The sequence below is a fragment of the Neobacillus driksii genome (assembly GCF_013409995.1).
Classification (GTDB): Bacteria; Bacillota; Bacilli; order Bacillales; family Cytobacillaceae; genus Neobacillus; species Neobacillus driksii.
The window spans coordinates 122,381-146,543 of sequence record NZ_JACCBX010000006.1; the positions used below are offsets into that span (position 1 = coordinate 122,381).

21 protein-coding genes are annotated in these 24,163 nt (G+C 39.3%); 20 read left to right on the top strand and 1 reads right to left on the bottom strand.

From position 1 onward, the window contains the following. The first annotated feature begins 4 nt into the window (after positions 1-4). From F4694_RS14910 to F4694_RS14975, 15 genes are all read left to right on the top strand, one after another. Positions 5-1,045, top strand: a complete 1,041-nt coding sequence (locus tag F4694_RS14910) for a M29 family metallopeptidase (RefSeq protein WP_179599281.1) — start codon at positions 5-7, stop codon at positions 1,043-1,045. Positions 1,046-1,210: 165 nt separating this feature from the next. Beyond that, positions 1,211-2,659 carry a purine-cytosine permease family protein gene (locus F4694_RS14915; protein ID WP_179599283.1) on the top strand — a complete coding sequence of 483 codons (1,449 nt, stop codon included), beginning with the start codon at positions 1,211-1,213 and terminating at the stop codon, positions 2,657-2,659. 251 nt (positions 2,660-2,910) lie between these two features. Next, positions 2,911-3,033: a hypothetical protein gene (locus tag F4694_RS32205; protein WP_257029268.1), complete on the top strand. Its 123-nt coding sequence runs from the start codon at positions 2,911-2,913 to the stop codon at positions 3,031-3,033. A 519-nt stretch (positions 3,034-3,552) separates the two neighbouring features. Beyond that, positions 3,553-4,560 (top strand): LacI family DNA-binding transcriptional regulator, encoded by a 1,008-nt coding sequence (locus F4694_RS14920; protein ID WP_179599285.1) that lies wholly within the window; start codon positions 3,553-3,555, stop codon positions 4,558-4,560. A 427-nt stretch (positions 4,561-4,987) separates the two neighbouring features. Further along, positions 4,988-6,166, top strand: a complete 1,179-nt coding sequence (locus F4694_RS14925; RefSeq protein WP_179599287.1) for a Gfo/Idh/MocA family protein — start codon at positions 4,988-4,990, stop codon at positions 6,164-6,166. After that, positions 6,163-7,134, top strand: a complete 972-nt coding sequence (locus F4694_RS14930; RefSeq protein ID WP_179599288.1) for a sugar phosphate isomerase/epimerase family protein — start codon at positions 6,163-6,165, stop codon at positions 7,132-7,134. The genes F4694_RS14925 and F4694_RS14930 overlap by 4 nt, the downstream gene beginning before the upstream one ends. A 72-nt stretch (positions 7,135-7,206) precedes the next feature. Continuing rightward, on the top strand, positions 7,207-8,487 hold the full coding sequence (locus F4694_RS14935; RefSeq protein ID WP_179599290.1) for an MFS transporter: 1,281 nt from the start codon (positions 7,207-7,209) through the stop codon (positions 8,485-8,487). A gap of 38 nt (positions 8,488-8,525) precedes the next feature. Continuing rightward, positions 8,526-8,819 (top strand): putative quinol monooxygenase, encoded by a 294-nt coding sequence (locus tag F4694_RS14940; protein WP_179599292.1) that lies wholly within the window; start codon positions 8,526-8,528, stop codon positions 8,817-8,819. A 148-nt stretch (positions 8,820-8,967) separates the two neighbouring features. Continuing rightward, positions 8,968-9,768, top strand: coding sequence for an SDR family NAD(P)-dependent oxidoreductase (locus tag F4694_RS14945; protein ID WP_179599294.1), 801 nt, complete (start codon positions 8,968-8,970; stop codon positions 9,766-9,768). Between the two features lie 457 nt (positions 9,769-10,225). After that, the gene (locus F4694_RS14950) at positions 10,226-11,047 is read left to right on the top strand and encodes a sugar phosphate isomerase/epimerase family protein (protein ID WP_179599296.1); all 822 of its coding nucleotides are present in this window, start codon (positions 10,226-10,228) and stop codon (positions 11,045-11,047) included. Positions 11,048-11,177: 130 nt separating this feature from the next. After that, positions 11,178-12,365, top strand: a complete 1,188-nt coding sequence (locus F4694_RS14955) for a levoglucosan dehydrogenase (RefSeq protein WP_179599298.1) — start codon at positions 11,178-11,180, stop codon at positions 12,363-12,365. 125 nt (positions 12,366-12,490) lie between these two features. Further along, positions 12,491-13,477: an ROK family glucokinase gene (locus F4694_RS14960; protein ID WP_179599729.1), complete on the top strand. Its 987-nt coding sequence runs from the start codon at positions 12,491-12,493 to the stop codon at positions 13,475-13,477. Between the two features lie 240 nt (positions 13,478-13,717). Beyond that, a complete protein-coding gene (locus F4694_RS14965; protein WP_179599300.1) occupies positions 13,718-14,176 on the top strand; it encodes an Lrp/AsnC family transcriptional regulator in 459 nt (152 codons plus the stop codon). Between the two features lie 25 nt (positions 14,177-14,201). Further along, positions 14,202-15,344: a M20 family metallopeptidase gene (locus F4694_RS14970; protein ID WP_179599302.1), complete on the top strand. Its 1,143-nt coding sequence runs from the start codon at positions 14,202-14,204 to the stop codon at positions 15,342-15,344. Positions 15,345-15,362: 18 nt separating this feature from the next. After that, positions 15,363-17,108, top strand: coding sequence for a M28 family metallopeptidase (locus F4694_RS14975; protein WP_179599304.1), 1,746 nt, complete (start codon positions 15,363-15,365; stop codon positions 17,106-17,108). 46 nt (positions 17,109-17,154) lie between these two features. On the opposite strand, the gene F4694_RS14980 is transcribed toward F4694_RS14975, so the two are convergent. After that, positions 17,155-18,408, bottom strand: a complete 1,254-nt coding sequence (locus tag F4694_RS14980; RefSeq protein WP_218895675.1) for an MFS transporter — start codon at positions 18,406-18,408, stop codon at positions 17,155-17,157. A 100-nt stretch (positions 18,409-18,508) separates the two neighbouring features. Here F4694_RS14980 and F4694_RS14985 point away from each other — a divergent pair, with 100 nt between their 5' ends. From F4694_RS14985 to F4694_RS15005, 5 genes are all read left to right on the top strand, one after another. Continuing rightward, on the top strand, positions 18,509-19,291 hold the full coding sequence (locus F4694_RS14985; protein ID WP_133368726.1) for an aspartate/glutamate racemase family protein: 783 nt from the start codon (positions 18,509-18,511) through the stop codon (positions 19,289-19,291). Positions 19,292-19,416: 125 nt separating this feature from the next. Beyond that, entirely contained in the window at positions 19,417-20,502 is a 1,086-nt protein-coding gene (locus F4694_RS14990) for a mandelate racemase/muconate lactonizing enzyme family protein (protein ID WP_179599308.1), read from the top strand. Between the two features lie 4 nt (positions 20,503-20,506). Beyond that, positions 20,507-21,706, top strand: coding sequence for an MFS transporter (locus tag F4694_RS14995; RefSeq protein ID WP_179599310.1), 1,200 nt, complete (start codon positions 20,507-20,509; stop codon positions 21,704-21,706). 107 nt (positions 21,707-21,813) lie between these two features. Beyond that, positions 21,814-22,497 carry a hypothetical protein gene (locus tag F4694_RS15000; RefSeq protein WP_179599312.1) on the top strand — a complete coding sequence of 228 codons (684 nt, stop codon included), beginning with the start codon at positions 21,814-21,816 and terminating at the stop codon, positions 22,495-22,497. Between the two features lie 108 nt (positions 22,498-22,605). Further along, the gene (locus F4694_RS15005) at positions 22,606-24,033 is read left to right on the top strand and encodes a sodium:solute symporter family protein (protein ID WP_133368722.1); all 1,428 of its coding nucleotides are present in this window, start codon (positions 22,606-22,608) and stop codon (positions 24,031-24,033) included. Positions 24,034-24,163 lie beyond the last annotated feature (130 nt).

Below are 24,163 nucleotides of genomic sequence, written 5' to 3' on the forward strand. Positions count from 1 at the left end.
ATAAATGACTGTTGAATTTCAAGAAATGGTTTCCCTGTTTAAAAAACAACTTGAATTGTGTAAATTAAAGCGGTCAGAAACGATGGCGGTATTAACTTCTGGCGAGATTAGAGCAGATTATGCGAAAGCGTTCCTGACAGCAGCTTCCGAGATCGGGGCGAACGCCTTTGAATTGAAACTGCCGCCAGCTAAACAAGGAGCTTCTGGTTCGTTTGGCATTACACCGTTAACCGATAACCGAGTTGCAGTTGAATGCTTGAAGAAGGCCGACCTTGTCATTGACTTAGTTCTCCTCCTTTTTTCTAAAGAACAATTGGAACTGCAGGATGCAGGAGTAAGAATTCTGCTGGTTGTCGAACCTTTCGATGTAATTAAAAGAATGTTTCCAAAGGAAAGCGACAAAGAGAGAGTGCTATATGCAACTCAATTATTAAGGAATGCAAAAGAATTAAGATTCACCAATAAGGCGGGCAGCGATGTTACCTATCAGCTAGGTCAATATCCAATCCTTACGGAATACGGTTTTGCTGATGAACCAGGCAGATGGGACCACTTGCCAAGTTGTTTTTCTGCTGCGACATCTAATGATGGCGGAGTTAACGGGGTAGTAGTTTTGGATAAAGGGGACATATTTTTCCCGTTTAACCGATATTTTCAAGACCAAGTAAAGTTAACGATAAAAGGTGGATTTGTTACGGACATTGAAGGCGGTTTTGACGCCATGCTGATGAGGGATTATATCGAAAGTTTTAATGACCCGCGAGCTTACGCGATATCTCACATTGGCTGGGGGCTTAACGAAAGAGCACAATGGCATAGTCTCGCATTCGATGATCAAGTGTTTGGGATGGATGGGCGTGCTTTTTATGGAAATGTCTTATTCTCGTTAGGTCCAAACTCCGAATTAGGGGGGAACAACGATACCCCGTGCCATCTTGATTTACCAATGAAAAATTGTACCTTATATCTAGACGGTAAATTAATTGTAAAAGATGGAGACATTGTGATCGATGAGATGAAAGCTGTTAAACCACAGCTGGCTTGATTGACTAAACTCATTATTCCCTTACGGTAAAAGGATGATTTTGTATCATTGAATATTGAAAAAACTGAATAAAGATGGAATCACTCTACTGCGATTTAATACAACTTCTTTGCGAGAGATGGTACTTTTTAAAGAAATTATGACCATTAAACGGAGGTATGTATTTTGAGCAACCAAACGGTTAAGATGAAAGAACATTCTTCAATTGAAATACGTGGTGTCGATATGATTCCGGAGAATGAGCGGAATTCAAAGGCATCCAATGTATTTTATGTCCTATGTGGTTCGCAGTTTGCTTTTGGCATTATGGCAATCGGTTCATTACCGATTGTGTTCGGACTTGGCTGGTGGGCAGCATTCTGGGCAATGACGGTGGGGCTTACGATTGGCTCCATTGCAATCGGACCGATTTCCATTTTGTCACAGAGAACAGGTACGAATGGAGCACTAGCAAGTGGAGCACATTTTGGGGTAAAGGGCCGAATTATTGGTTCGCTTCTTAATATTGTAATAGCGATTGGTTTCTATGCTCTTATGGTTTGGACAGGGGCTCAAGCCTTCGTCGCGGGAGGTCACCGGTTGTTTGGCTGGTCAGAAGGAACCGGTACATTATTGATAGGTTGTATCATTGTCAGTGTCATAACCGCAATAGTAGCAATAATGGGTCATAAAGTAGTAGTTTTGTTTGAAAAAATAGGAACCTACCTGGTAGGAAGTATTGTCATTCTATCTGTGTTTATATTTGCTTCAAAGTTCAACGTTAGTTACGAAGGTGGTCATTATTTATTAGGAGGTTTTTGGCCGACTTGGGCGCTCGCTATGCTGGTAATTGCTTCGGTACCTATTTCGTATGCACCATTTGTTGGGGATTATAGTCGATATATTCCCAATAGTCATAGTTCGACGAAATTGGCAGGGGCCACATCCCTGGGAATGTTTGTCGGGTGTTGGTTAGCAATGGTACCAGCATCATTTATGATGTCAACGGTGAAGGATTTATCTACTCCATTCGTAACAGGAATTATTGGGGGGGCTCCATCATGGTGGATCGCTCCAATTACAATTGCAGGGATATTTGGTGCTCTGCCGAACGGTGGTTTGTGTTTATACAGTGCCGGACTTTCTCTCGAGTCCCTCGGATGGACGCTTAAACGGGTAACAACCACCATAATTATGGCAATTGTCGGTTTTCTCTTGGTATTCATCGGAGTTCAGGATGTGTCCAATATGATACACCTAATCGACGGGTTTGTTATTATCATTATCGTGGGTGTGTCACCTTGGTTAGCGATCAATCTTGTCGGACATTACTTGGTGAAAGGGCGTTATAAACCATTAGATTTACACAATAGTTCTAAGTCAAGCAGCTATTGGTACTCTAGCGGATTTAATATTCCTGCTGTTATTTCATGGACGATTGGATTGATTGTGGGATTGTTGTTTACAAGCACCAGCATTTTCACCGGTCCATTCGTATCTGCCGTCGGCGGCATTGATTTAAGTTTTACTTCATCTGCGCTTGTTGGGGCAATTGTATACTACGCTTTAACGACTTTGTTTCCATATCGTTCAAGAGAAGTATCTAGTGAAGTTGCTGAGAATATAGTACCCTAAATTATTTAGGGAAGCCATTAATTTTATGATGGTAGACGAACTCCTTTTTAAAAGGAGTTCGTTTTTATTAGGGATGATTCTGTTTTTTATTGGAATATTTTCAAGGAGGTAAGCGAATCGGAAAAACATTACATCCGGTGCCGCAAAAAATTTCAAAAGTCCCTGCACCAAAACACTGGGTCAGTCCAATTCCATAGGTGGCCAATCTGGCGCTGCTGCGGTGACATATCGGGCGAAAGCATAACGGATTGATGCCATTTCACGGACACTCAAGCGTCCAGGGCAGCAGTGAGATGGGGGCAGACCCTTTCAGCCTTCCAGGTGGAGGCTGGGACCTCAACAATGTTGAGCGGATTGACTGCTATCATAACTAAAAACCCAACAAGTAAAAATCATGCCTTTCTTGTGTCTCTCTTTTTTAAAAAAAAAGATAAAATGGGCGGAATGATCATGGTAAGTAGAAAGGCGAACGAAATGAGGTATTCAGGTAATGTCATAAAAGAAAAGGTTCTTTTATATGGCCAGGGAAACTTTTACTACCATCAGAAGAATTAATTAGGAAAGCAAAGGCTATACTTAACCCAAATAATAAGAAAAAGAGCAGGAATTTAGTCATTGTAAAACTACCGCCTTTTACAATGTTTTTTTTTAAAACATTGATAATAATACAGGCTTACCCTTAGTAGGGTCTAATCGCGATTTTTTTATACAATGCAGATGTTTATGTTGTGCAAGCCCAATTTTTATAGGCTGATATACATTTAAGTTCAGGTTGTTGGGGAAAAATGTTTTTAAATGATACCGTTTTATGGCTGATTTACGAAAATTATTGTAATTTTTAATGTAATCGATTACAATAAATGTAAAAGAAACACTGAAAGGGAAAGAAATGCATGGTGAGAATTGCGGATGTTGCAAGAATGGCAAATGTTTCAACAGCCACAGTGTCCCGGGTGATAAGTAATACAGGGACTGTAAAAAAAGAAACAGCTGAAAAGGTCTTAGAAGCAATTAAGAAACTAAATTACCAACCCAATATGCTGGCAAGACAATTGAGAAGATCTGAAACAGAAACTATTCTTGTTGTTGTTCCTGACATAACCAATACTTTTTTTTCTGCGGTGCTGCGGGGAATTGAATCGGTTGCAATCGAAAACGGATATCAGGTTCTTCTTGGAGATGCTCGAAACAATGTGGACACTGAAACCAGTTATTTAACTATTTTAGGTCAGAAAAAAGCAGATGGTTTGATCTTATTAACAGCAAGGACAGATCAAAAGATATTAGAAGAATTATCCCATGATTACCCTGTGGTATTGGCATGTGAATACTATGAGGGCACCCAGCTGCCTACAGTTTCAATTGATAATGTTAGCAGTGCAAGAAAGGCAACAGAATATTTAATTAGCTTAAAACACAAGAGAATAGGACATATCTCTGGACCCTTAAATGTTGTCGTTGGCCGGGACCGATGTAAAGGATTTCATCAAGCGATGGCAAAGCATGGCCTATCAGTAGATCCAAGTTTGGTACAGGAAGGCGAATTTTCTTTTGAAAGTGGATTTAATTTAATGATGAAATTTTTGTCACTTGAAGAACCCCCGACAGCTATTTTTGCCGGAAATGATGAAATGGCAATGGGAGCAGTTAAAGCCGCTAAATCTAAAGGTGTAAGAGTTCCTGAAGATTTATCTGTTGTTGGCTTTGATGATATTAAATTTGCATCGATTTTTGAACCTGCCCTTACAACGATTGCACAGCCAACATTCGATATGGGACAAAAAGCGATGCATTTACTGCTAAAAATTATTAATGATGAAGAATTAGAAAAAAATCAATTCATTCTTTCTGACAAACTGATTGTCCGTAACTCATGCAAAGAACTTACCATAGATGGGTAGTTCTTTGATTTTTGTTAGAAGCAATAAATAAAATTTAATGAAAAGCAAATGGGGAGTAATTCTTGAAAAGGATCACTCCTTTTTCATCGTTATTATAGTATGGGAAACGAATTTAAATCATTCCAAAATAGATTCTTTCAAAAAAGAATCAAGGAAGTTTTAAAAAAAAATATTGAAATCTATTCTGTAATCGATTACAATAAGGATGTCGAAAAAAGAGTCAAACATCCGTATGTAAACAGCAAATAAGAGGATTTTTTTCGACATAAATGTAATGGATTACATTTAATTTATATGTTAACTAATGAAAGTTTCAGTTGTTGAATGGTTTTAATAATAAAAATCTTAATTTTTTTACTCAAAAGTGTAATCGATTACAGTGTTCGCACGGCTTTTAAATATATTCGATTTCGGAGGATGAAATAAAATGAAAAAAATAAATGTAGGAATCATAGGGACAGGTTTTATCGGCCCGACACATATTGAAGCAATCAGAAGACTTGGATTCGTGGAAGTCGTTGGCTTAGCCGAGACTAGCCAAGAACAAGCCGATAGAAAGGCTGCTGAACTTGGAATTTCAAAAGCCTACGGCAACTACCGCGAAATGCTTCAGAATCCTGAAATTCAGGTTATTCACAATTGCACACCAAACCATCTTCATTTTGCGATTAATAAAGAGATCATTTTAGCAGGTAAGCATGTAGTATCAGAAAAGCCACTGGCGATGAACAGCAAGGAATCAGCAGAATTGTTGGCTTTAGCTCAAAAACAAGGTGTCGTACATGGTGTGAACTTTAATTACAGACAGCATGCAAGTGTACAAAATCTAAGAGCGAAAATCGCTAACGGTGACTTTGGGAAAGTGAACTTGGTACACGGAAGCTACTTGCAGGATTGGTTATTGTATGAGACAGATTATAACTGGCGTTTAGCACCGGATGTGGGAGGCAAATCAAGGGCTGTCGCAGATATCGGTTCTCATTGGTGTGACACCGTTCAATTTGTTACTGGCAAAAAGATAGTTGAAGTATTTGCCGATTTAGCAACTGTTATTCCGGTAAGAAAGAAACCAAAAGCAAATGTCGCTACTTTCGGTGCGCAAAGCACTGAAGTAACAGAGTATGAGGATGTTCCAATCAATACAGAAGACTATGCATCCGTTCTTGTTCGGTTTGAGGACGGCTCACGAGGAGTATTTACCGTTTCACAAGTAAGTGCCGGACGAAAAAATCGACTAAACTTTGAAATCAATGGAAGCAAAAGCTCTGCTTTTTGGAATCAAGAAGAGCCTGAAAAATTATGGATGGGACACAGGGATAAGCCAAATGAAATACTTCTAGCTGATCCAGCCCTGTTTTCACCGGAAGCAAAACATGCGATTCATCATCCAGGCGGACATAATGAAGGGTGGCCGGATGCGTTGAAAAATATGATGTTCAATTATTATACGTTCATTCGTGAAGGCAAAGATCCTTTGAAGGATAAAGCTAATTTTGCAACATTTGAAGACGGGCATATTTCAATGGCCATTACGGACGCTATTCTAGAAAGTCATGAGCAGCAAAAATGGGTGAAAGTTCAGGCGAATCAGGAGGTATTAGTATGAAGCTAGGTGTATTTACTGTTCTCTATCAAAACCTTCCTTTCGAGGCTATGCTCGATAAATTGTCAGAAATGGGAGTTGAAGCCGTCGAGTTAGGGACAGGTAATTTTCCTGGGAACAGCCATTGTAATCCGGACGAACTACTAGATAACCCTGAAAAAATCAAATTGTTCCAACGGGCCATTGAAAGCAGGGGATTAACCATTAGTGCTCTAAGCTGCCATGGGAACCCTCTTCATCCTGATGTAAAGATTGCCAGAGAGGCCCATACCGTTTGGAGAAAAACGGTGATGCTGGCCGAGCAGTTGGAGGTACCAGTAATTAATGGATTTTCCGGCTGTCCAGGAGATCATCTAAGTGCTAAGTATCCAAACTGGGTGACCTGTTCCTGGCCGCCTGAATATGCGGAAGTCCTTGATTGGCAGTGGAATGAAGTTGTGATTCCGTATTGGAAAGAAGAGGCTAAATTCGCAGAGCTTCATGGAATCAATCAAATTGCATTTGAAATGCATCCGGGCTTTGTTGTTTATAACCCGGAAACATTACTAAAACTAAGAGAGAATGTAGGATCAAGCATCGGCGCCAATTTCGATCCAAGTCACCTTGTATGGCAAGGAATTGATCCGGTTGAAGCCATTAAAAAACTTGGCCGGGAAAATGCCATCTTCCATTTCCATGCGAAAGATACCTACTTAGATCAATCGAATATCAAGGTGAATGGTGTATTAGATACAAAACATTACAGTAAGGTTTTGGATCGTTCTTGGACATTCCGCTCGGTTGGGTATGGTCATAATGAAAAAGTTTGGAAGGATATTGTAAGCGCTCTGCGTGCTGTTGGATACGATTATGTTCTCTCTATTGAACACGAGGATATGCTTGCATCTATCGATGAAGGCTTAATGAAAGCAATCACGCTGTTGAAGGGAACCTTGTTTAAAGAGCAATTAACGGAAATGTGGTGGGCATAATTTCGAAAACATGATTAGGAGGGGGCTCCTCTTAATCGCCCAATATAAAAAATAAAAATAGAGGTGTTAAAAATGAAAGCGGTTGTGGGTGGGGAACGTACTCTCGGCGGCCTTCCTATGGGAGTGGTTTGGGGATTTGTTGCAACATTAATTTTTATGGCTGGTGACGGTCTTGAACACGCATGGTTGTCACCATATCTTATCGAAAAGGGTTTGACTGTTCAACAATCTGCTACTATTTTTGCAGTGTATGGAGCGGTGTTGGCGATCGCATCTTACTTTTCTGGTGTATTCACAGAGATGTGGGGACCAAGGAAAGTAATGATTATCGGATTGGTCACTTGGTTAATTGGTCAAGTTCTATTTATTGAATTCGGTTTAAAGCTAAACAGTTACGCTATTATGTTACCAACTTATGGTATTCGCGGCTTGGGTTATCCTTTATTTTGCTACTCTTTCTTAGTATGGGTCACTTATCGCAGTCCGGATCGCATTTTGGCTACAGCTGTTGGTCTGTTTTGGGCAGCTTGGAGCGGCGGTCTGTATGTAGTGGGAAGTTATTTCCCAGCCTACATGCTTCCAAAGATCGGATATATCGGGTTGATGTGGAGTGCAATAGCTTGGGTATTAGTTGGTGGAATTATTGGCATTAGCGTGGTGAAAGACGAGGGAATAAAAAAACAAACAAGAGATCCAAAGGAAAAGTTAAAAAGCTTATTGAGTGGATTTACGATTTGTAAAGAAAAACCGAAAGTTGCCATAGGTGGAGTGGTTCGGATTATCAATTCGACAGGTATCGGTGCACTGCCTATCTTTTTCCCGATGTATTTGTCTGATAAACATGGATTCACCACTGAACAGTTTCTGCAAATGTGGGGAACCATGTGGTTTGCAAATATCATATTTAACCTAATCATTCCTTACATTAGTGATAAATGGTTAGGATGGCGCAAAACGATTCAATGGCTTGGTAGCTTTGGTATGGGTGTCATGTTACTGGTTATGCTTTACACGCCGCAAGTTTTTGGCAGCAGTTTCTTGGCCTTGAATATTGTTGGTATTATCATGGGAATTGTTCTCTGTGGTTTCGTCCCACTTTCAGCTTTGGTAGCATCGTTGGCACCTGAGAAAAAAGGGTCTGCGATGGCGATTGTAAGCTTTGGTGCTGGAATGTCCTACTTTATTGCACCGGCAATCGTTGGGTTATTTATCGGACTTATCGGTGCAGAAGGAGTTATCTGGATTTTCGCAGGCACGTATTTTCTTGGTGCCTATTTAATGAAATTTATGAAGCTTCCTTCTGAAGAGAAACAAAATGAAAAAGGAATTCTATTAGAGAAACAGGCAGGTTAATCATTTTGAATAAAGGAACAAGTTAAGGGGGATGAACCATGATTATCATTCATGCAAACATTAAAGTAAAATCGCAGCATCGCGAAGCATTTCTTGAAGAGGCCAGACTTGTAACAAAACCTTCTAAAGCTGAGTCTGGAAATATTAGTTATCATTACTATGAGGATCCGGAAGAGGCTAATAGCTTTATTTTTGTTGAAAAATGGAAGGATGAACAAGCGATTCAACAGCATGAGGAAACGTCTCACTTTAAGAAATTTGTAAAGGAAATTGAAACATTAATTTCTGAACCAATCCATGTAGAATTGTTTGAGGCATCAGTTAAAAAATAAATAGTGGACAAGTGAAGGATTAACTCAGCCGAGTATCAGTTCGAGTTAATCCTTAATTGGTCATGTAAATCGTTTATGCTTAGCGTCGGAATATAAACTAAAATTAGTTTCTATCATAATAAGTCAACCTAGCAAGGAAGGGATATAAGTGAATCTGGAATTAAAAAATAAAACTGCACTTGTGACAGGCGGTAGTAAAGGTATCGGGAGAGCCATTGCAATAGCGTTGGCGGAAGAAGGTGCGAATGTTATTATTTGTGCCCGTGAGGCAGTAGCTCTGAATGAAGCTGCGATGGATATTGAAAAAATTGGCGGGAGTGTGCTCGCTGTTCCAGCGGATTTAACAAAACAAGCCGATGTGGATAATCTTGTCTCTTTAGCGATTAAACGCTACAAAACAATTGATATTCTTGTTAATAATGCCGGTGTAGTCAATCGATTTGATGATTTCCATTCTTTAGAAATAGAGGACTGGCAGAAGCTTTTTGAAGTCAATCTTTTTGGCAGCGTACGAGTGACGAAGGCCGTTATCCCTTATATGAAAAAGGTAAAATACGGACGAATTATCAATATTTCTTCTGAAAGTGCAGAGCAGCCGGATGCGTTTATACCACATTATAATGCTTCCAAAGCGGCACTTAATAATTTTACGAAAAGCTTATCAAAGGCGTATGCTGCAGATGGAATTCTCGTTAATACGGTATCGCCGGCATTTATTATGACACCTATGCTGGAGAACTTGTTAAAAGGTAACGCGGAAAAGCTGAATATAAGCTACGATGAAGCTATTCAACAATTTCTAAAGAAAAATCGTCCGCATGTTGAAGTGAAACGCCCAGGAACAGTTGAGGAAGTTGCATCTGCTGTTGTTTACCTTGCATCAAACAAGGCTTCTTTTATTAATGGGGTATACCTTCGAGTTGATGGTGGATCAGTTGCAAGTCTCTAAGATAAAAAGTTTCATTAGACCCTGCTGAAGAAGGAAGAGAAACGACAACTGTGGTGGAATAAAGCCGCCTAATAAACGTTTGGTGAACATTGTGTGACAATTGAAATATAGGGTTGCATTTTTGACTGTAATCGATTACACTTATTCATGTAAGGGATGCAAAAATCTTTGTTCTTTTCAGGTGATTGGTTGCTTTAAATAAAGCGAGAATAATTCATTGTTCCCTTTAGAAGGCAGTTGCTAATCTGTAAAGAAAAATGTAATGGATTACATTATTAAGTGTTTAATAGTTTGTTATTAAATGCAAAAAATAGCCTAGTGTTATAATTGTTAAAAAAAGAAAAGACATTTTTTTATCAAAAAATGTAATCGATTACTATTCTCAGAGGTGTACTTGCTTCGACTTATCTACTATAAAATATGGCATACTAAATTCCAACATATTGGAGGTAATCGCATGAAATTAGGATATCAAACAAATACATGGGGCGGCGTAGTTGGTCACCCAGCAGGTGTTACTTCTGTTAAGGATCTTTACTACCTTGCCAATGGATCAACAGAAGAAGCATTAAAGGATATAACAGAAGCAGGATATACTGGTTTTGAAATTTTTGACGGAAATCTTATGCAATATAAGGATAAAAAAGATGAGTTATTAAAATTAATGAATGATCATTCTTTAACTTTGGTAGGCGTATATACAGGCGGGAATTTTATTTTTCCTGATATTTTAGAAGAAGAGATATTGAAAATTGAAAGTGTAGCTGCATTCGCATCAGAAGTAGGTGCTCTGCATCTTGTTGTTGGCGGCGGAGCGGTGCGTACAAACGGAATCCTTGAAAGCGATTATACAGCTCTTGGTCATGCTCTTAATAAAGTAGTAGAAATTGCTGAAAAATATAATCTTATTGCAAGTTATCACCCTCATTTGGGAACCAACGTTCAGGCTCCTGAACAGTTAGATAAATTAATGCCTTTAACAAAGATTAATCTTTGCCCAGATACAGCGCATATTGAAGCAGGTGGTGGAGATCCTGTTTCAGTTATCAAAAAATATGTAGATCGTATTAAATATGTACATTTTAAAGATTATAAAAATGGAGAGTTTTTACCTTTAGGGGAAGGTCATCAAAAATTTGCTGAAATGATCAAAATATTAGAAGAAGCAAACTATGATGGCTGGATTACAGTAGAGTTAGACAGCTATGCAGATCCCAAACAAGGGGCTAAAATCAGCCGCAGCTATTTAACTCAATTTGAAAAAGTAAATCAAGCTTAATATTAATAATTAATGTCGTGATACAGAATTATAAGACAGCTAAATAAAACTTAGAGAAAATTAGTCGCAGAAACATACCATTTCTGCAGCACTATTATAAAAATTTTATTAATCTAGGGAGGAACTTAAAATGAAAAAATTAAACGTAGGTATGATTGGCGGAGGCTTTATGGGGAAAGCGCATTCTCTTGCATATGCAGGAATGCCAATGTTTTTCTGGCCAGCACCAGCAATCCCTCACCGTCATACAGTAGTAGATGTTAACGAACAATTAGCAAAAGACGCAGCAGCAAGATTAGGATTTGACAATTATTCGACAGATTGGAGAGCTGTCGTTAACGATCCGGAAATTGATGTTATTGATATTGTTACTCCAAATAATACGCATGCTGAAATTGCAATTGCAGCAGCAAAAGCAGGTAAACATATTATCTGCGAAAAACCATTGGCATTAGGTGCTGAACAAGCGAAGGAAATGTTAGAAGCAGTAAAAGCAGCAGGTGTAAAACATGCAGTTGCCTTCAACTACAGAAGAACACCGGCGGTTGCGCTTGCGAAAAAATATATTGAAGAAGGAAGAATTGGAAAAGTTCTAAGCTTCCGTGGAACGTATTTACAAGACTGGTCTGCTGATCCAAATTCACCATTATCATGGCGCTTCCAAAAGAAAATCGCTGGTTCTGGTGCTCTAGGCGATATCGGAACACACGTAGTTGATTTTGCCCGTTACCTTGTTGGTGAAATTACAGATGTAAATGCGATGACAAGAACATGGATTCCAGAAAGACCAGTTCAAACTGGCGGTATTGATAAACTAGGTACAGTGAAAAACGGTGGAAATGATGTACCAAAAGCGGCAGTCGATGTAGACGATGAAGTGATTACCATGGTTAAGTTTGATAATGGTGCTATTGGAACGATTGAAGCAACACGTAATGCATGGGGGCGTAACAACTTCCTAACCTTTGAAATTCACGGTGAAAAAGGTTCTCTATACTTTAACTATGAGCGCCGTGACGAGCTTCAAGTTTGCTTCGCTGATGATCCAAGCGATGCAAAAGGCTTCAGAACGGTTTATACAGGACCTGCCACTCCTTATGGTGAAGGATTATGGCCAATCCCTGCTCTAGGTATTGGTTACGGTGAAACAAAAATCATTGAAACATATGATTTGTTTAAAGCAATTGCTGAAGATACAGAGTTTTCACCAAACTTCAATGATGGCTACCAAATTGAATTAATTGCAGATGCAATCCTTGAATCAGCTGAAAAAGGTCAATGGGTAAATATTGAAAAAACAGCAGTAACTGCAAAATAAAATATATGAAAAGAGGCTTCTCAATTGAGGAGCCTCTTTTGTAGAAATAAATAAAGAATCTTATAAATTAGGTACTTTTTAGGGTAAGAAAATCACAAATATAAAGGGGAAGAGAGTGAATGGTTATGGAAGAAAAATGGTTAGTTGGTGTTGATATAGGTGGTACGACAATTAAAATCGCATTTATCAGTTTTAATGGCGATATCCTTTATAGCTGGGAAATCGATACTGACAAAAGAGATAGCGGCCGACATATCCCCACTTCTATTACAAGATCGATAGATCAAAAGTTAACAGAATTAAATCAAACCAAAAACCGACTAATCGGTATCGGAATTGGAGCCCCGGGTCCTGTTAATGCGGAGGACGGTTCCATTGAAGTGGCTGTTAACTTGGGCTGGGAGCACTTCCCTTTACAAGCTATTCTCGAGCGGGAAACATCGTTGCCGGTAGTTGTTGACAATGATGCTAATATTGCAGCAATAGGTGAAATGTGGAAAGGTGCTGGCAAAGGGGCTAAAAACTTAATCTGTGTAACATTAGGAACGGGTGTTGGAGGCGGAATTATCGTTAATGGAGAGATTGTGCATGGTGTAAATGGAGCCGGTGGTGAAATTGGTCATATGACATCTGTTCCTAAAAACGGTTCACCGTGTAATTGCGGGAAATCGGGATGTTTGGAAACTGTAGCATCCGCAACAGGCATTGTCCGCTTAGCAATAGAGGAGTTAACTTCTGCCAATTTTATAAGTCCATTACGAGATTATTATGAGAATCATCGAACGATAACTGCAAAACAAGTTTTTGATGCTGCTAACGAAGAGGATGAATTCGCCAAGCGAGTCATTCATCAGGTTGCCTATCATTTAGGATTGGCTCTGGCGAATTTAGCTAATGGCTTGAATCCTGAAAAAATTGTCATTGGAGGCGGTGTTTCGAAAGCGGGTGACACATTGTTGGGACTTTTAAAAGAGGAATTTGTTTTATTTGCGTTTCCGAGAGTGGCACAAGGTGTAGAGATTGTTATTGCCACACTAGGCAATAATGCAGGGGTGATTGGGGGAGCATGGTTGGCAAAAGAAAAACTATTTAATACGTCTAAACTCCAATAATGTGCAAGGATTAGTCGGAATAAATAGGGGGTAGTTTTATTGAAATCAAATGAACAAACCCCTTAAAACATATGAAAATAGTAAATCGGCTCTAGTTTTTGGAGCTGATTTTTTTGAAAATAATAAAAAATTAATAATTGATATTGAAAAATTTATAATTTATTATGTAATTAAATGAAAATTTTGAATTTTTAAAGGAGGCTGAGTTCCATTAAAAAGGTTGAAGAAGCCCCACTGAATTTGGATGAACTAGATTTCGACATCATTAAAAGGTTACAAACGGATGGTAGAACTTCCTATACTGACATTTCAGAGGAACTAGGTGTTACTGTCGGGACCGTAAGAAACAGAGTTCAAAGACTGATAGAAAACCAAATTCTTAAAATTGTAGGTGTAGTCAATCCGTTTAAGACAGGAAGTCCTAGTGTGACCATCTTTGGAATGAAGGTGCGTCATCAGAAATTAGACCATGTTATAAAAAAACTAGTTGCGATTCCAGAGGTCCGCTTTGTAGCCGCCGCAACGGGTGTCTATGACTTATATGTGGAAGTAATTACGTCCTCGAATGAGGAACTTTATCGGGTTATGAAGAATGGCATTAGCGCAATCGATGGTATTGAATCGATAGAGTCTTCGTTGATTTTGGAAATCTTTAAGCAGAGCTATGATTGGGATGTTGGTTCACAATCTTCTCAATAAATTAGAATCAGAAAAGGGGGCTACTATGAACGAGCTCGTCGAAATTCTAAAGGAAAATCAAGCAGAGATGCTTGAGACATTAAAACAAATAGTAGAAAAAGAATCACCTACTCGTGATAAAGAATTAGCTGATGAACTGGCGATTTTCATTGCTGACTTATTTGAAGAATTAACTTCTGGGAAATCATCCATTATTCAAAATGAGCTTTTTGGTAATCATGTCAGAGGGGAATTTGGACATGGCGACGAACAAATTCTGCTCCTGGCACATTATGATACAGTTTGGCAAAAAGGGGATATTTTGGAAAAAATTCCTTTTAAAACTGAAGGAGATATTGCCTATGGACCGGGAGTCTTTGATATGAAAGGCGGTATTGTCCAGGGGGTATATGCACTGCAAGCACTAAAAGATACAAATGCAAAATTAAACAAAAAGGTCGTTTTTCTATGTACATCTGATGAAGAGTTGGGAAGCCCATCCTCTCAAAAACTAATAGAAGAAGAAGCAAAAAAAAGTAAATACGTGTTGGTATTAGAACCAGCAATATCGAGGCAAGGCGCATTAAAGACTGCTAGAAAAGGTGTAGGAATATTCAAACTAAATGTTAAAGGTAAAGCAGCTCATGCCGGAGTGGAACCTGAAAAAGGAATAAGCGCTATTCTTGAATTAAGCAAACAAGTAACTTATTTACATGAATTAACTGATTATAGCAAAGGAACCACCGTCAATGTAGGTAAAATCACAGGTGGAACAACCGTGAATGTGATTGCAGCAGAAGCGGAAGCAGATATCGATTTACGTGTAAAAACGAAAGCAGAATTTGACCGGATCATACCAATCATCAAAAATTTGAAGCCAAGTATGGCTGGTGTAGAAGTTAGAGTAGCCGGCGGTATTAATCGACCTCCATTTGAACGAACAGATCAAGTTATTTCACTTTTTAACATGGCAAAGAAAGTGGCCAAGGAAAATCTGGGTTTTAAATTGGAAGAGAAAGAAACAGGTGGAGGAAGTGACGGGAACTTTACAGCACCATTTGCTCCAACCCTGGATGGTTTAGGTGCAGTTGGTGACGGGGCACATGCTCTTAATGAACATCTCATTATTTCTCAAATGCCGAAAAGAAGTGCATTATTAGCTTTGTTGATTAAGGAGTTAGCAAATTAACCAATAGGGGGATTTTTGATGAAGGTCAATTTAGAATCTATTAAAAGCCAAATGCTTGGGGAAGTAAATCAGGATCTATTAATGGAATATACTCAAAACGTTGCTTCAGAAATTCGTCTATCAGGAACGGAGGAAGAGCTCCGTGCCTTTTATTATGCAAAATCAAAGCTTGAAGAATTTGGCTTAACAACAGAGTTAACATTTAATGATGCCTACATTAGTCTTCCAGGAAAAACGGAGCTAAAGGTTAACGGTCAAAGCTTTCCTGCCATTACTCATTCAATGGCCGTTTCTACGGATGAAACAGGGTTAGAAGGGGAAATTGTGTATTCAGGTAAGTCAGTAAGTGTAGACTATCAAAAAAATCCAGTTAGCGGAAAAATAGTCCTGCTAGATGGTCTCGCTATTCCAGGAGCGGTACTTCAAGCTCAGCAAGCAGGAGCAAAAGCAATTATCTTTATAAATGCTGAATATACGCATGAAATGATCGTTTCACCAGTATGGGGAAACCCAACACCTCATACTTATGACAATTTGCCAAAGATTCCAGTTGTATCGGTCAATTTTCATGATGGACAAAAGATGAAAAGCAATGTAAAAAATCACACCAATTGTCAAGGATGGCTAAAAACTAAGGTTGATACAGGATGGAGAAAAATTCCCACTTTAACTGCTGAGATTCCAAGTAATGACGAGAATGATCAGTTTGTATTATTTAGCGGCCATATTGATTCATGGCATTATGGGGTAATGGATAATGGAACAGCAAATGCAACGATGTTGGAAGTTGCACGAATACTTGCCCTAAATAAAGACAATCTTCGTCGCAGCTTAAAGCTTGCCTTCTGGTCAGGCCACTCGCATGGCCGTTATGCAGGTTCTGCTTTGTATTGTGATGAACATTGGGAAGACCTTCACGAAAATTGTGTTCTTCATATTAATATTGATTCAGTTGGCGGCAAAGGAGCAACGATATTAACAGAGGCTAATTGTATGGCTGAGACTAGGGATCTTGCTAAACGATCAATTAAGGAACTAACCGGAGATGAGTTTGAAGGATCACGATTTGGCAGAGCAGGGGATCAATCCTTCTGGGGGCCTGGTGTTCCGTCACTTTTTATGGGGTTATCTGAACAGCCTCAGTCCAATAATCCAGCATCAGAAGCGTTTTCTCAATTATTTGGAGCAGGAAAAGCCGGCGGATTTGGCTGGTGGTGGCATACAACAGAAGATACACTTGACAAGATTTCTCCAGAAAATCTTGCCCGTGATTGCAAAATTTATTTATCTATCGTGTATGAAGCATGTACTAATAAGATTTTGCCCATTAACCAATTGGCAGCGGTCGAAGAATTGGAAACATGCCTGAAGGACTATCAAAGCAAAACAAATGGCCACCTGAATTTTAGTATTACAAATAACCGGATCGAGGAATTGAAAGATAACTTAACACAGTTTGGCAGTTTGCTAGCGACACATACAGACCCACAAGTTACTCATGCTAACAAAACATTAAAACAACTTTCCAATATTTTAGTTCCCCTTAATTATGTAAAAGGGGACATATTCAACCATGATACAGCATTAAAGCAGCCTCCAATCCCGTTACTAGCGAATTGTGAGAAATTAGCAGACTTGGAGGTAGGAAGTCATCAATATCATTTAGTTCTAACCGAATTAAAACGCAATCTCAATAAAGTAAACTTTGCCCTATTAGAAGCAATCCGGACCATTAACCTCGCCGTTGAGCAAATAAATAACTAAATATTGTATAAAAAAAAGGGAGAATGGTCGATCCATTTCTCCCTTTTTACATAGTCATTTTTAATTTTTCTTTCTTTTGTACCGCAACCATACCAAGTGTAATTTTTAAACCAACCAATAGTAACAAGATAGTAACCGTTACAATCGCATACCACCCAAAATACTCCCAAACAAACCCTAAGACATAACTCCCCAGGCTTCCTCCTGCATAATAGAAAAATAGGTAGAGAGAGGAGGCACTTCCTTTTGCCTCTTTCGCCAGGATACTTACCCAGTTTGTTGCGGCTGCATGTACGAAGAAAAAACCAAAACAGACAATGATAAGGCCGATTAAAATCATTAAAAGCGAACTAAAAAGCGTTAGCAAAACACCCACTAACATAATGAGGAAACCTGCACACATCCGAATAGGAATACTCATAACGGCATCCAGTTTCCCGGATAATGTCGAGCTAAATGTTCCGGCAAGGTAGGATAGAAATAATAGACCGATTATGCTGGAAGATAAATGATACGGTGCCCCGTGCAGATGGTAGGATAAATAATTAAACAACCCCATGAAAATAAAAAAGATGATTCCAGCAATATAATACGCCGATCTTAGTTCGTGATTCTTTAGATGGATAATAAGATGCCCTAAAACTTCCTTAAGCTCCAAAGAGTTGGGGGAAAAATGTTTTGATTTAGGTAAATAAAAAACAAATAACAGAAAACAGAAAATACCTATCAACCCCATTGTTAGATAGGCGTATCGCCATCCCCATAAATCAGAAGTGAATCCACCGATGATTCTCCCGCCCATTCCCCCAATGGTGTTTCCGCTAATATAAAGACCGATTGCAACTCCTATGGCTTTTTTTTCAAATTCTTCTGCAATGTAGGCATAAGCAATAGCCGGCAAACAAGCTAATGTGACCCCTTGGAGTGTTCGTAAAAATAGAAGGAACCAGAAGTCGGTAACAAAAAAGATCGCAAGGGAAAATAAAGATGATGACAAAAGCCCGAAAGACATTAAGTTTTTTCGGCCGATATGGTCAGAAAAAGGGCCAACTAATAATAAAAACAAACTCAATGACAATGTTACAAGCGAAACGGTTAAACTTGCCATTGCGGGAGAAACTTCAAATTCTCTGGATATTAACGGAAGTAACGGCTGTGTAAAATGTAAATTTGAAAATACGAGGAAAGAACCGAAACTTAGTGCTATAGTAGCCTTCCAGAATTGGCTTGTTTTTTCCTTGATATAGAAATTGAGATCTTGTTTCATGTGCTTCACAACCTTTATATTTGTACTGTTCATTAAATTAAAATGCAATTTTTATGCCAATCGAACTTGATGTCCTAAAACTGGCATAGAACTTGCAAGTATTACTAACGAAAACGAAAAAGGAGGAATGACTATGAAAATAGTTTATGTACTGCCAGGACCGATAAGTAGGACGGAACCAGGACGTCAAGAAATGGAGAGAAGATTAGAAATCCTGCGCTCCTATGCAGCGCCTGGTACACATGTTGATATCGTCGATGTAGATGAAGGCCCCGCGTCCATTGAATCTCTTTATGAGGAATACCTAAGTATACCGAATACTGTAGATCTTATGTTGGAGATGGAGAAAAAAGGGTATGATGCAGCCATTTTAGGTTGTTATGGAGACCCAGGTTTGGACGCAGTTAGAGAAGTAACGGGCAAAATGGTGGTAGTGGGACCTGGTGAAGCGGGTGTAATGGCAGCAGCAATGTGTGGTTACCGGTTTTCAATCATAACCGTTACAAATAGCATTATAAATCCACTGCATCACCTAGTGGAAAAAGCAGGGGTTGGTAAGAAGCTAGCTTCCGTGCGTGCCATAAATACACCTGTTCTCGAACTTGCCAACGATCGTGAAAGAACGATCCAAAAGCTAATTGAAGAGGGAAAAAAAGCGATTCAGGAAGACCGGGCAGATACGTTGGTATTAGGCTGTATGTCAATGGGCTTCCTTAATGTTGCAGAAGAAATGTCTAAAGCACTAGGTGTGCCTGTTATCAATCCTGGCAAAACCTCATTAAAGATGGCGGAAGCATTGGTTGGAGCAGGGCTATCACACTCCAAGCTTGCCTACCTTACACCGCCGAAGATTTCAACAGGAACGGTTACTTCTTCTAAAGGCTTGCTTGTGAAGAAAAACAAAATCGTCCAATAATGGAATACCCTTATTCAAGAAAAAGGTTATTGTTAAAAAGTCTAATCAACCCTAAAACAACCTAATGCACCAAAATAAAAGATCATGATTTTACATTTTCCATTTCTGAGGAAGGAGGGAGCTTTTTGTACATTACAAAGGTAGAGGCAAAGATCGTACGAACACCCTTTAATGTCCCTTTTAAAATGACATATGGGAAAATGCCTCCATATCAATCCCATCTTATTGTTCGAATCACCACCAACACAGGATTGACAGGTCTTGGGGAAGCATCCGAATTACCTTTTTTCACTGGAGAGACTGTTGAAACAATGAAGGCCTTAGTGGAAAAAAAACTTGGCCCTGCCATTATTGGAAAACCGGTTTATGCGTTAAGAGAAATACACCATTCAATGGGAATCATTCTCGGGAATGCAACTGGTGCAAAATCGGCTATTGATATTGCTTTATGGGATGTTCAAGGAAAAAGGTTGAAAACTCCCGTATATGAGCTTTTAGGTGGTGAAAGGAAACAGCCTGTCAGAGTGGCCTACGTATTAGGGGATGAATTCCCGGAGGAAATGGCAAGAGCCGCAAAAGAAATGGCGGAAGCTGGTTTTGATACGCTGAAAATTAAAATTGGCAGCGACTTTCGAAAAGATATCGAAGCCATTTCACAAATTCGACAGGCAATAGGTCCAGCCATTCATTTAAGAATTGATGCAAATCAGGGATATAAAGTGAAAACGGCCGTCCAGGTGATTAAAGAAATCGAACCATATAAGATTGATTACATTGAACAACCAGTCCCCGGATGGGATCATGATGGATTAAGACAAATTAGAAGTGCAACATCTATTCCAATCATGGCCGACGAGAGTGCCCATACGTTAAAGGATGTGTATGAGCTTGCAAAAAAGGAAGCCATCGACCTGATCGGTATTAAGCTTATCAAATGCGGCGGTATCACACCAGCTGTTCAAATCGCGCAATTTTCAGAAGCAATAGGTCTTCAATGTGTGTTAATCAGTCCATGGGATACTCTGCTTGGAACCTATGCAAGTCTCCATCTTTCCACTATTTTACCTGGGAACTACTCGCATGAAATGGTTGGTCCTTATTATTTAAAGGACGACCCTTTTGGAGTGGTAGAGATTAAGGGAGTGATGGATATACCGAAGGGTAACGGATTCGGGATGGAAGATATTTTCGATGAGATTATGGAGGAGTAGTACCTTGAATAAATTTCAATGGTTCATGGTCTGTTTCGTCAGTTTTATTCATTTTTTAGCTCTATCTCATCGAATGGAAGTCGTTCCTTTTCTGGTCGATCTAAAAGATATGTATCATGTAGGATTTACTCAAGTAGGAGGGCTTTTATCTTCCTTTTTGCTTGGATACGCAATTTTCCAAATTCCTGCAGGAACTCTTGCAGACCGATATTCACCTGTATCGTTAATCGTGCTAGGATTGTCTCTAATGATGATTTCATCGATGATCTTTTCAATGACGCATTCACTTTATATTGCCCTTATTTTAAGGTTTATTATGGGGGCTTCAGCAGCCATGATCTTTTCTCCAGCGATAAAACTAATTTCAATCCATAGCCCTAAAGAAAAACGGGGATTAAGCATTGGCATACTAGAAGGTGCCGCAGCTGCTGGATCGTTATTAACTTTAACTGTTTTTCCGATTCTATCAATCTATGTAGAATGGAACACATTATTTCTTATGTTATCTATTCTCCTTTTGCCAACATTGCTGCTATTCCTAAAGGTGCCAAAGGGTAAAAACACATCAGAAATACAGGGAAAGAAAGAAGTCCAGCCTAGGGTTTTCTTGAATTTGTTTAAAGATAAAAAAATCCACCGTCTTTTGGGAATTTCCTTTTTTGGCTTATTTGGACTTTATGGCTTTCTGGCCTGGATGCCCACCTATTTGGAAGCGGCTATGGGATATACGAAGCAAGAGACCGGTCTGATCATGGCCATTATGATGATCGCTCAAATCATCGGAGCCCCTCTTTCAGGTAAACTTTCTGATATAGTAGGGCAAAGAAAATCAACTCTCATCATCGGTTCGATCTTAGCGGCAGGATGTTGTTTATGGTTGATATTCCTAAACGACACGGGGATATATTGTACAGCTTTTGTGATTGGCATCGCTATTTCATGGTCTTTAGCCCCGATGCTGACTCTCGCCACTGAAATGGTTCATATTAGTAGCGCGGGATCGCTTATTAGTATCATGAACACGGTTGGTCAATTAGGATCAGCGATTTCTGGATATGTATTTGGTATGCTCTATGATACGTTCGGGAGTTTCCAAATAATCTGGATTGTCAGTTTTATTGCTTGTCTGATTCGAATTATGTTCACTTTCGGTGAGCTTGAAAATCATCAAGTCATAGAATCAGAGAAAGAAATTAGTATTTAATTTTTTAGAATTAGTTTCCAGATTATTCATAACTAACAGAATTTAGTGTCAAGAAAAGATACTAGGATTCTTGAAACGATCAAAAGCGAAATGAAGGGGGAAGTGAAATGAAAAGAATAATCATGTTGCTATTTGGCGTGATGCTGCTTTCGATTAATACCGTTTCGGCAGAAGAAGCAACGCCGGTTTTAAAAAGCGCCAACCTTGAAGTTATGTATGAAGATGTTATCAAAGTAACGGAAAAAATAACAATCGCCAACTCCGAAGCAATCCCTGAGGGAACATTAGAGCATATCGTAACCAAAATCGGGGGTGCGCGGTTTGAAGATTTAGTGATTAATGGAGAGGATCAAGAGCTTACCTATGAGTTAAACGAAGGAAATTCTGTTAATAGAGTACTAGTATCTCTTCCTGAAGGCAGTAAAGGAGAATTTACCTATACGGTAAGTTATCAATTTTCAGATACGAGAAATGAGAAAATTCCACTTGTCGTACCGGCTGTTAATACAGCTGGAAATGGTAATGTAGTCTCATTAAGTATCAATCTGCCAAAGGGGAAATATCTGCATGAATCATTCCCAATCATTGATTCTGGAGATTCGGGGATGGTCAAAGAAGATATGATGAACGTTCCAAGTTACGTAAATCTTGGAACAGGTTCTTCCCCTGCAGGGTTATTTACAACTTCAAATCTATATACCTTTTTCGGATTGGCTGTCATCTTGGGAATTATTTTGGCTTGGATCATCAGTGAAAGAAAAAGTAAGGGTGGTGAAGTAGTAAATGTTTAATCTTGGTGCTCCCTTTACCTTTTTTGTCCTCTATACCGTTGTTTGGATTGCTGGATATTTCCTATGGGCTGTTAAAAGTGAAAAATAACTAAAAGGAGGGGATCGTGAATGTTTGAAGTAAGTACGACGTTTTATGTGGTGTTGGTTTTATATTTTGCTGTCATTCTTGGTATCGGAATTTGGTCGGGAACCAAGAACAAAGGAACAGAGGATTTCTTGGTAGCAGGGAGATCCATTGGGCCTTTAGTAGGTGGTGCTGCATTTGCAGCAACACAAATGAGTGCAGGTACATTTGTTGGAACACTTGGTATTCATTACTTAACTGGCGGGAGCTTCCTTTGGATTTGGGCTGGTCTTTGGTTCGGCTGGTTAATTGCGGCTACCCTGGTCGGACCTAAGTTCCAAGCTTTTAAAGGGTTAACGGTACCTGACTATGTAGGTACTAGATTTAATAGTAAAGCGGCTCGGGGAATATCAGCCCTTTTAATATTAGTAGCCTATACCGTTTACCTAACTGCACAGTACCAAGCTGGAGGAAATATTTTTCAGACACTATTCGGAATTCCGTTCATCTGGGGAGCCATCATAACCGTTGGAATCACTTTACTGTATACGATGATTGGCGGAATGAGGGCAACGGCTTATAGTGATTTCGTTCAGGCGATTATCATGGCTGGCTGCTTTTTTGCTGCCCTTCCATTGCTCTTTAATCAAGCAGGTGGAACAGAATTTGTCGGGAATTTCTTAGCCGAATTTAGTCCTAATATGTTAAGCTGGCATTTCGGTTTTAAGGAGTTGCTTGGTTTTGGTGCAGCCTTTGGGTTTGCAATGGCCGCAGCGCCATATGAGTTAGCAAGAATGTATACATTAAGAGATAGGAAGACCGTTAAATTAGCAATCGGCTTTTCATTTATTTTCCAAGCAGTTGTTGGTATTTCTGTAGCAGCAGCAGGCATGGCCATTCGAGCACTCTTCCCATATATGCCTACACCTGATATTGCTTCTACCATCATGGCCATTAATATACTTCCGCCAGTTGTGGGGTCCTTGATTATTTTAGCAATCCTCTCAGCGATAATGAGTACAGTTTCCGGAATTATGATGGTATCTGCTTCCGCGTTTTCACATGATTTCTATGCCACGATGATCAAGCCTAACGCCAGTGACAGTGAAAAAATGAAGGTAAACCGAATTGCGGTACTAGTACTAGGAATTATCCCAATTTTCTTGGCCTTAAGACAGTTGGACATTGTTCAATTCATAGTCGTTCTCCAGGCATCCTTAACAGCGAGCTTTTTCTTTGCAACGGTAATTCTAGGCCTTAACTGGAAAAGAGGTACAGCAGCGGGTGCAATTGTTTCGATGATCGGCGGCTTTTTCACAGCATTGTTCTGGTATTTAGCAGGTAATCCGTTGGGGATTAATGAGGTTATACCTGGAGTCATGGTCAGCTTCATCTCATTTATTGTTGTCAGTCTAGTTACGAAACCTGTGCCGAAAGAAGCGCTTCAGCCATTCTTTGACGATGTGAAGTAAATGCATGAGGGGAGGAGTTATTCTTTCCCCTTTTTTAATTGTCATTTGAAACAAATATAAGTTCGTTTAGGTTAAAAAGTAGGCCGTGAATCCTCACCTAAATGAACCTAATTCCTATCGAAACTTTAAT

Bases quoted from the DNA above. Each gene is read 5' to 3' on its own strand.
- F4694_RS14910 (WP_179599281.1), top strand. From the start codon at position 5: ATGACTGTTGAATTTCAAGAAATGGTTTCCCTGTTTAAAAAACAACTT.
- F4694_RS32205 (WP_257029268.1), top strand. From the start codon at position 2,911: ATGCCATTTCACGGACACTCAAGCGTCCAGGGCAGCAGTGAGATGGGG.
- F4694_RS14920 (WP_179599285.1), top strand. From the start codon at position 3,553: ATGGTGAGAATTGCGGATGTTGCAAGAATGGCAAATGTTTCAACAGCC.
- F4694_RS14925 (WP_179599287.1), top strand. From the start codon at position 4,988: ATGAAAAAAATAAATGTAGGAATCATAGGGACAGGTTTTATCGGCCCG.
- F4694_RS14930 (WP_179599288.1), top strand. From the start codon at position 6,163: ATGAAGCTAGGTGTATTTACTGTTCTCTATCAAAACCTTCCTTTCGAG.
- F4694_RS14935 (WP_179599290.1), top strand. From the start codon at position 7,207: ATGAAAGCGGTTGTGGGTGGGGAACGTACTCTCGGCGGCCTTCCTATG.
- F4694_RS14940 (WP_179599292.1), top strand. From the start codon at position 8,526: ATGATTATCATTCATGCAAACATTAAAGTAAAATCGCAGCATCGCGAA.
- F4694_RS14950 (WP_179599296.1), top strand. From the start codon at position 10,226: ATGAAATTAGGATATCAAACAAATACATGGGGCGGCGTAGTTGGTCAC.
- F4694_RS14955 (WP_179599298.1), top strand. From the start codon at position 11,178: ATGAAAAAATTAAACGTAGGTATGATTGGCGGAGGCTTTATGGGGAAA.
- F4694_RS14960 (WP_179599729.1), top strand. From the start codon at position 12,491: ATGGAAGAAAAATGGTTAGTTGGTGTTGATATAGGTGGTACGACAATT.
- F4694_RS14970 (WP_179599302.1), top strand. From the start codon at position 14,202: ATGAACGAGCTCGTCGAAATTCTAAAGGAAAATCAAGCAGAGATGCTT.
- F4694_RS14975 (WP_179599304.1), top strand. From the start codon at position 15,363: ATGAAGGTCAATTTAGAATCTATTAAAAGCCAAATGCTTGGGGAAGTA.
- F4694_RS14980 (WP_218895675.1), bottom strand. From the start codon at position 18,408: ATGAACAGTACAAATATAAAGGTTGTGAAGCACATGAAACAAGATCTC.
- F4694_RS14985 (WP_133368726.1), top strand. From the start codon at position 18,509: ATGAAAATAGTTTATGTACTGCCAGGACCGATAAGTAGGACGGAACCA.
- F4694_RS15000 (WP_179599312.1), top strand. From the start codon at position 21,814: ATGAAAAGAATAATCATGTTGCTATTTGGCGTGATGCTGCTTTCGATT.
- F4694_RS15005 (WP_133368722.1), top strand. From the start codon at position 22,606: ATGTTTGAAGTAAGTACGACGTTTTATGTGGTGTTGGTTTTATATTTT.